The organism is Streptomyces sp. WAC04114 (assembly GCF_019733245.1).
GTDB lineage: Bacteria > Actinomycetota > Actinomycetes > Streptomycetales > Streptomycetaceae > Streptomyces > Streptomyces massasporeus_A.
The window spans coordinates 22,098-29,309 of the sequence record NZ_JAIGQA010000101.1 but is presented as its reverse complement, the minus strand read 5'-3'; the positions used below and the strand labels follow the sequence as shown (position 1 = coordinate 29,309).

The following is a 7,212-nucleotide window of genomic DNA, read 5'->3' as shown; positions in this document are numbered from 1 at the left end:
GGAACTGCGGGTCCGCTCCGAGTCCGACGACCCGGCGGCCGACTCCGCCGGACACACCTCAGGCGCCCGCAACCTGCCCGCCGCGCCGTACGCCACTTCTCCCTCGTCGGCGTCGTCTGGGACGACCCGGACGCCGAACTGCACGGCCGCGTCCAGGTCCGCACCCGCGCCGCCGGCACCGGCACCTGGTCGGGCTGGCAGGACGTGGAGACCCACAACGCCGACCACGCCGCCGACCCGGACACCCCCGAGCGGGCCTCGGGCCGCGTCCGCGGTGCCACGGCCCCGCTGTGGGTCGGCGACTCCGACGGCGTGGAACTGCGGGTCCGCTCCGAGTCCGACGACCCGGCGGCCGACTCCGCCGGACACACCTCAGGCGCCCGCAACCTGCCCGCCGCGCCCCCACTGCCCTCGGGCCTCCGGCTCGAACTCGTCGACCCCGGTGAGGACGAGGACGCAGCCCTCGGCACCGAGGAAGGCCCCCGCGCCGCCGGCGCCCCGAACGCCGAGACCTCCGCCGCCACCGAGGCCCTCGCCGCCACCGAGTCCTCTCTCGTCAATGCCGAACTCGCCCCCCTCGGCGCCACCGAGATCGCGGCACTGAACCGTGCCGAGACCGAGCAGGAATACCTCGCCCTCAACGCGGGCGAGCTGACGGAGCGGCAACTGCAGGCCAAGCCGTACGTCGGACCGCGCCCCGGTATCGTCACGCGGCGCGGCTGGGGGGCGAACGAGGGGTTGCGGGAGAGCGGCTTCCGCTACACGAAGAAGGTCAAGGCGGCCTTCGTGCACCACACGGCCAGCGGCAACAACTACCGCTGCTCGCAGGTCCCGTCACTCATCCGCAGTATCTACCGCTACCACGTCAAGAGCATGGGCTGGCGGGACATCGGCTACAACTTCCTCATCGACAAGTGCGGAAAGATCTACGAGGGCCGCGCCGGGGGCGTGGCGAAGCCGGTCCTCGGCGCGCACACCCTGGGTTTCAACAGCAACAGCATGGGGATCGCCGTCCTCGGGACCTACGGCGCCACCAAGCCGTCGAAGTCCGCGGTCAAGGCCGTCGCCCGGCTGACCGCGTGGAAGCTGGGGCTGTACCGGGTGAATCCGAAGGGGAAGACGAACCTGACGTCCGCCGGCAGCAATCTCCACCGAAAAGGTAAGAAGGTCCGACTGAACGTGATCTCGGGGCACCGGGACGGCTTCAAGACCGAGTGCCCGGGACGCAAGCTCTACGGAAAGCTCGGCTCGGCCCGCTCCAAGGCGGCCCGCTACCAGGGTCGCTGAGCACACGTTCACCGCCTACGGGGGGCAGGGGGCGGCATGCCGCACGGCCAACGAAGGCGCCACGGAACGGTCTGCATACACTGACCGGCCGAAAGAGAGTTCGGCCGGTCCCGGCAGGAAGCAGAGACGACACGTGACTGAAGCGATCCTCCTGGTCGGCGGCAAGGGCACCCGGCTGCGCCCGCTCACGGTGCACACGCCCAAGCCCATGGTCCGGGCGGCCGGAGTGCCCTTCCTCACGCACCAGCTGGCGAGAGCGAGAGCCGCGGGTGTCGAGCACATAGTCCTGGCCACGTCCTACCTGGCCGAGGTCTTCGAGCCGTACTTCGGTGACGGCGCCGCGCTCGGGCTGCACATCGAGTACGTCACGGAGGAGGAGCCGCTCGGCACCGGCGGCGCCATCCGCAACGTGGCCTCCCGGCTGCACTCCGGCCCCGACGACCCGGTCCTGATCTTCAACGGCGACATCCTGACGGGCCTGGACATCCGGGCCCTGGTCGACACCCACGAGACGACGGGCGCGGACGTCTCCCTGCACCTCACCAAGGTCACGGACCCGCGCGCCTACGGTCTGGTCCCCACGGACGACACGGGCAGGGTCCAGGCCTTCCTCGAGAAGCCGCAGACGCCCGAGGAGATCGTCACCGACCAGATCAACGCGGGGGCGTACGTCTTCCGCCGCTCGGTCATCGACTCGATCCCGCTGGGCCGCCCGGTCTCGGTGGAACGGGAGACCTTCCCCGGCCTCCTCTCGGCCGGAGCCCACCTCCAGGGCATGGTCGACTCGACGTACTGGCTGGACCTCGGCACCCCGGCCGCCTTCGTCCGCGGCTCGGCGGACCTGGTCCTCGGCCGCGCCCCCTCGCCCGCCGTCCCCGGCCGCTGCGGCGACCGCCTGGTCCTGCCCACGGCGCAGGTCGCGTCCGACGCGAAGCTGTCGGGCGGCACGGTGGTGGGCGAGGGCGCCTTCGTCGCCGAGGGCGCGCGGATCTTCGGCAGCACGATCATGCCCGGCGCGGTCATCGAACCGGGCGCGGTCATCACCGACTCCCTGATCGGCACGAGGGCCCGCGTCGGTCAGCGCTCGGTCCTCACGGGCACGGTCATAGGCGACGGCGCGGTGATCGGCTCCGACAACGAACTCCTGGAGGGCGCCCGCATCTGGTGCGACGCCCGCATCCCGGCGGGAGCGGTCCGCTTCTCATCGGACCAGTAGGCGGGGACCGCCGTTGCGAGCACGCGTGCCGCCCCCGCCGGGCGTGCGCAGCCGCCCAGCTGCGGGCATGCGTGCCGCTGGGGGCGGCACGGGTGGGCGTGGGGGTCCCCCCTGCTCGAGCGAAGCCGAGAGCTTGGGGGAGGCACCTCGTCGCGCCGAGTTGCGCACCCACCCGCCCCCGGCACCAACGCCGAGCACCAAGCTGCCCGCACCTCAGGGTGACGGCCGCGGACTGAGCACGCGCATGCGGCGGTCGTACGTACGGTCCCTTTACGGGGTTCGGGACGCCATGCTGTCCAGGGCCGGGACTACGGGGGCGGGATGACGCAGGTGGGGGTGGCTGTGGAGGCCGGTCATGCCCGCTACACCTACCGGTTGCGCGTGTCGGCTACCGCTCGTGCGGCCTTGTGGCGGAGTGGGACCGGTGCCGTTGGCTGTGGAACGAGTGTGTGGCGAAGTCCAGGGCTGTGTATCTGCACAACAAGGCGAGTGGTGAGACGCGGTCGTGCGGCCCTAGGCAGCTCGACCGGATGCTGACCGAGGCCCGGAAGACGATCCCGTGGCTGGGGCAGGGCTCGTCGGTTGTCCAGCAGCAGGTCATCCGCGACTTCGGCCGCTCCCGCGCCAAGGCGCAAGACGTCAAAGCGCGCCTACCCATGGCACGCCGGGCGGGGATGCCCACGCACAAGAAGAAGCGTGAGGCGCTGGCGACCCTGAACTACACCCGGCGTGGGTTCCGGTTGAAGGACGGCGGTCTGTATCTGGCGGGCGGGATTGTGGTGAGGATGGTGTGGTCGCGGGAGTTGCCCACGGAGCCGTCCTCGGTGCGCGTACAGCCGGCATCGAGGGGTTACCGCGAGGTGCGGAAGCTGCGGGCGAAGGCGTACAAGAAGGTCACCCGGCAGCGCCAGGACACCGGCCGGAAGTGGGCCAAGAAGGTGGTCCGCAACCACGACGCTGTCGCTGTGGGGGACTTCCGTCCGAAGCTCCTGGCCAAGAGCACCATGGCGCGCAAGGCCGCGGACGCCGCCATCGGCGCCACCAAGAAGGCCCTGGTCGAAATGGGCCGCAAGCACGGGCGGGACATCCGCCTGGTCCACCCCGCGCACACCACGATGGACTGCGCCAACTGCATGACGAGAGCCAAGCATGCACTGCCGCTGGGTGAGCGCACCTACACCTGCACCGCATGCGGGACCGTGTCCCCACGGGACAAGAACTCCGCACGCGTGATGCTCCACCGGGCTGGTCTCAACCCGGCTGGCGCTGACGGCGCAAGACCTCCTGGAGCGCCGCTCCAGGAGGCAGCCTGAGCCAGGAATCCCCTTCCCACAGGGAGGGGGAGGATTCAAAACTGCCCGATATCCCACCGAGGCATCTTCGGCACCCTCCGCGCCGGCACCCTCCCGCTCAGCAGAATCAACCGGGCCGCCCGATGCCGCTGCCCCGCGTACGGCTCCAGCAGCTCCAGCATCACCGCGTCATCCGCGTCCCGGTCCCCGGCCAGCGCCCACCCCACGATCCCGGGCAGATGCAGATCCCCCACCGTCACCTCGTCCGCCGCACCATGACTGCGCTGCACCGTCTCCGCGGAGGTCCACGGCCCGATCCCCGGCACCAGCTCCAGCCGCGCGCGAGCCGCCCCGGGCTCCATTCCCACCGCCTGCTCCAGCCGCGCAGCGACCCGCACGGCACGCAGGATCGTCGACGCCCGCTTGTTGTCGACCCCGGCCCGATGCCACTCCCACGACGGGATCAACGCCCACGTCCGCGGCGCCGGCATCACGTACATGCGCGCGGGCGCGGGCCCCGGCGCCGGCTCCCCGAACTTCCGCACCAGCAGCCGCCACGCCCGGTACGCCTCGTCGGCCGTGACCTTCTGCTCCAGGATCGACGGGATCAACGACTCCAGCACGAGCCCGCTCCGCGTCAGCCGCAACCCCGGCCGCCGATGCCGGGTCGACGCCAGCAGCCGGTGCCGCGGCACGAACACCGACGGATCGTCCGCGGCCCCGAGCAGCTCCGGCAATCGCTCCAGCAGCCACTCGGCCCCGGGCCCCCAGGCCTGCCCGCGCACCCCACCGCCGTACGCGCACACCCGCAGCGTTCCCGGCCCGGCCGGAGTGAGGCTGGTCCGCCACACGGACCCGTCCGGCGTCGTTTGGAACGTCGGATCGCCGGGCCCGCGCCGCAACGGCCCGAGCACCAGCCCGAGATCCAGCGGCCCGTCCGGCACCCACTCCCGCAGCCGGCCCGGTCCCGCCGCCTGCCGCGGCATCCCCGCGGGCACGGCGACATGCCCACCGCGCACCGTCGTGCGAGTGGGCCGCTGAGCGAACCGTCCTGCCATGAAAGTCGTCCCTGGATCCGTAAGGAGCAGCCCTACGAGCGTAGGCGCCGCCCGGCAGCTGTCACCGCTCTGTCACCGCACCTCGATGAACGCCCCCGCATCCCGCTCGGGCCGGGGCCGGGGCTCCTCCGCCGGATGCCCGACGGCCACCGCCCCCATCGGGTCCCAGTCCGCGGGCAGGTCCAGCACCTCGCGCACCACGTCCCGGCAGAACATCGTCGACGACACCCAGGCCGACCCCAGCCGCTCCCCGGCCAGCGCGACCAGGAAGTTCTGCACGCCCGCGCCCGTGGCGACCACGAACATCTCCCGCTCGGCGCCGTCCCGCCGGGGGTCGCCGTAGGTGTGCGAGCCGTCCATGACCAGGCAGGGCACGACGAGGTACGGCGCGTTGCGCAGGACGTCCCCGCGCCGGACCCGTTTGGCGATGGACTCCTCGCTCTTGCCGTCCCGGCGCAGATCGGCGATCCAGGCGTCCTTCATGGCGTCGAGCAGCCGTGTCCGCGCTTCCTCCGACTCCAGCAGGACGAACCGCCAGGGTGTCGTGTGGTGCGGTGCCGGTGCCGTCACGGCCGCGGCCACGGCCCGCCGTACGGCATTCGCGTCGACGGGCTCGTCCGTGAAGGACCGGACCGTACGCCGCTGGGTCACGGCCAGCCGTACCGCCTCGGAGGTGCCGAGGCGGAACATGTCGTCGCGCGCGCCGCGGACCATGGCCCGGGCGCCCTCGCCGCGGTCGCCCTCCGCCACCAGGTGCGGGAGCCCGCGCACCACGGCGACGGGCAGCCCCGCGGCCTTGCCCTTGACCAGGTCGCCGGCGGCGGCGAGTTCGTCGGCCGTGGCGACGACGGTGGCGCTGAGCGGATTGCCGTACGCGTCCGTGCCGCCGCGCAGGTCGTCGAGCACGCGCACTCCGGCGGCGCCGATCGCGACGTCCGTGAGCCCGGCCCGCCAGGGCCGCCCGAAGGTGTCGGTGACGACGACGCCGACGTCCACCCCGAGGGCGTCGCGCAGCCCCTCCCGGATGGCGCGGGCCGAGGCGTCCGGGTCCTCGGGCAGCAACAGCACCGTCCCGGAGGGGGTGTTGGACGCGTCCACCCCGGCGGCGGCCATGATCAGGCCCTGCCGGTTCTCGACGATCCGCAGGGCGCCGCGCCGGGCCACCACCCGGACCGTCTCGGCGTCGATCGCGGCCTCCCGGTCGGCGGCCTCGACGATCCGGCCCTCCGCCTTGGACACGATCTTCGAGGTGACGAGCAGCACGTCCCCGTCGGCCAGGCCGGGCTCGGCGGCCGCGATCAGCTTGGCCAGGTCGTCCCCGGCCGCGACCTCCGGTATGCCGCCCACGGCCCACACCCGGTACCCGGCGGGTCCATGCGTCGCGTCGCTCACGCCCCCCGCACCTCCTCGGCCAGCGCCAGCGCCTCCTGGGCCATCCGCGCGGTCGCGTCGGTGTCGCTCATCATCAGCGGCACGGCCCGGCAGCGGATCCCGGCCGCCTCGACCTGCTCCACCGCGCCCGCGTCCACCGAGTCGACGAGCCAGCCGTCCAGCAGGCCCGAGCCGTAGTGCTCGGCCACCGCCGTCGCGGTCGACTCGACGCCCACGGCGGCGAGCACCTTGTCGGCCATGCCCCGCACGGGCGCGTCACCGACGATGGGGGAGAGGCCGACGACCGGCACCCCGGCGTCGGCGATCGCCTCCCGGATGCCGGGCACGGCGAGGATCGTGCCGATCGACACGACCGGGTTGGACGGCGGGAAGAGGATCACGTCGGCCTCGGCGATGGCCTCCAGGACGCCCGGCGCGGGCTTCGCCTGGTCGGCGCCCACCGGCACGACGGCCCGGGCGGGCACCGAGGCGCGCAGCCGCACCCAGTACTCCTGGAAGTGGATCGCCTTGGTCTCGCCGTCCATCTCGACGGCCACATGGGTCTCGACGCGGTCGTCGGACATGGGGATCAGGCGCACGCCCGGCTTCCAGCGGTCGCACAGCGCCTCCGTCACCGCGCTCAGCGGGTATCCGGCGCCGATCATCTGGGTCCGCACGATGTGCGTGGCGAAGTCCCGGTCGCCGAGGCCGAACCACTCGGGCCCGACGCCGTACGCCGCGAGCTCCTCCTTCAGGTGGAAGGTCTCGTCGGCGCGACCCCAGCCCTGCTCCTCGTTGATGCCGCCGCCGAGCGTGTACATCACCGTGTCGAGGTCCGGGCAGACCTTCAGCCCGAAGAGGTGGATGTCGTCCCCGGTGTTGCCGATGACCGTGATGTCCGCGTCCGGGACGGCCTGCTTCAGACCACGCAGGAACCGGGCACCGCCGATGCCGCCTGCCAGAACCACAATGCGCATGGGCGACAGTC

General features: G+C 72.6%; 5 protein-coding genes and 1 pseudogene. 3 read left to right on the top strand and 3 right to left on the bottom strand.

Annotated elements, in window-relative coordinates; genetic code table 11:
* The 3 genes and pseudogenes from K4G64_RS24015 to K4G64_RS24005 form a co-directional block, all read left to right on the top strand.
* The coding region (locus K4G64_RS24015) for a peptidoglycan recognition protein (protein ID WP_221758086.1) at positions 1-1,287 on the top strand (1,287 nt) is incomplete at its 5' end.
* Between the two features lie 133 nt (positions 1,288-1,420).
* Positions 1,421-2,503: an NDP-sugar synthase gene (locus tag K4G64_RS24010; RefSeq protein ID WP_221758085.1), complete on the top strand. Its 1,083-nt coding sequence runs from the start codon at positions 1,421-1,423 to the stop codon at positions 2,501-2,503.
* A 321-nt stretch (positions 2,504-2,824) separates the two neighbouring features.
* A pseudogene (locus tag K4G64_RS24005) lies at positions 2,825-3,816 on the top strand (RNA-guided endonuclease InsQ/TnpB family protein).
* A 35-nt stretch (positions 3,817-3,851) separates the two neighbouring features.
* Here K4G64_RS24005 and K4G64_RS24000 read toward each other — a convergent pair.
* The 3 genes from K4G64_RS24000 to cofD form a co-directional block, all read right to left on the bottom strand.
* Positions 3,852-4,853 carry a DNA-3-methyladenine glycosylase gene (locus K4G64_RS24000; RefSeq protein WP_221758084.1) on the bottom strand — a complete coding sequence of 334 codons (1,002 nt, stop codon included), beginning with the start codon at positions 4,851-4,853 and terminating at the stop codon, positions 3,852-3,854.
* A 72-nt stretch (positions 4,854-4,925) separates the two neighbouring features.
* Entirely contained in the window at positions 4,926-6,245 is a 1,320-nt protein-coding gene (locus K4G64_RS23995) for a coenzyme F420-0:L-glutamate ligase (RefSeq protein ID WP_221758083.1), read from the bottom strand.
* Positions 6,242-7,201, bottom strand: a complete 960-nt coding sequence (cofD, locus tag K4G64_RS23990) for a 2-phospho-L-lactate transferase (RefSeq protein ID WP_097217003.1) — start codon at positions 7,199-7,201, stop codon at positions 6,242-6,244. The genes K4G64_RS23995 and cofD overlap by 4 nt, the downstream gene beginning before the upstream one ends.
* Positions 7,202-7,212 lie beyond the last annotated feature (11 nt).